The 1157-nt window shown below is 63.2% G+C and carries 1 protein-coding gene; it reads left to right on the top strand.

All coding sequences use genetic code 11. From position 1 onward, the window contains the following. Positions 1–1157 (top strand): phage tail tape measure protein (locus CHB59_RS11770; protein WP_218816241.1); only part of this gene is annotated, 1157 nt, incomplete at both ends.

The raw sequence follows: 1157 nt of genomic DNA, 5'->3' as shown, positions 1-1157 counted from the left end.
TACTGTAAACGACGCCACGAACGACGTCATCAAACCCATTACAGACGCGCTGGAGCCGATTACGAGTCCAGTAGGCGATGCACTGGAACCTGTTTTAAACCCAGTCGTCTCAGCCCTGGAGCCTATCCTGACCCCAGTGCTAGACACCCTGAACCCTGTCACTGATGCCCTTGCACCTGTAACAGACGCCCTGCAACCAGTCACTGGTGCAGTAGGCGACATCCTCGCCCCGGTAATCGACGCACTAGGTCCGACCGGCGAAGCCCTGGAAGGCGTCCTGAGCCCCATCACCACCGCCCTTGGCCCAGTGGCTGACGGACTCAACGACATCCTCCTGCCAGTGACCACCGCTACAGGCGGTGCCCTTGACCCAGTCCTGGACGGCGTAGGCGCCTTGCTCGAACCCATTGCAGGCCCCCTGGCTCCCGTCCTTGATACCGTAGGTGGTGCCCTGGGCCCCGTCCTGGAACCCGTCGCAGGCGTCCTGACTCCCGTCCTTGACACCCTGGCCCCCGTGACAGGCAACCTGACCCCCGTCATCGACACCGTTGGCGGCGTCCTCAACCCCGTCCTTGACACCGTGGCCGGCCTGACCGACCCACTGGCCAGCACCCTGGCACCTACCCTCGACACAGTAGGTACCACCGTAGGCTCACTGGTTGACGTCACCACCACCGTAGGTGGCCTGATTGACGGTACCGTCACCCCAGTCACCACCACCGTAGGCGAACTCGTCACCCAACTAGGCTCCACCATTGGCGGCGTAGTCCCTGGCACAGACGGACTCCTCTCCCCAGTGACCGGCCTACTGGGAGGCGGACTCAACACCCTCCTGGACCCAGTCATTGGCAGCAACGGCCTCGTCCCCCTGACCACCGCCAGCGGCCAATCCAGCCTGCTTGACGTCGTTGTCGGCAAAGACGGCATCCTGCCTCTTACCAGCGGAGAACCCCGTAACGACCAGACCGCCTTACTGGACGGCATCATTGGCGAAGGCGGCATCCTGCCTCTCACCAGCGCCACTGGCAACCAAACCGCCCTGGATCCCCTGATCGGTACAGGTGGCATCTTGCCATTGACTAGCAACGTCGCTGCCAGCGACATCACCGGTGGCCTCCTTGGCCCCGTCACCAACCTACTGGGAGGTGGCGACATCA

This window comes from Methylobacillus rhizosphaerae (assembly GCF_900187985.1).
Classification (GTDB): Bacteria; Pseudomonadota; Gammaproteobacteria; order Burkholderiales; family Methylophilaceae; genus Methylobacillus; species Methylobacillus rhizosphaerae.
The sequence above is the reverse complement of the archived record's forward strand: the minus strand, read 5'-3'. Positions and strand labels throughout refer to the sequence as shown.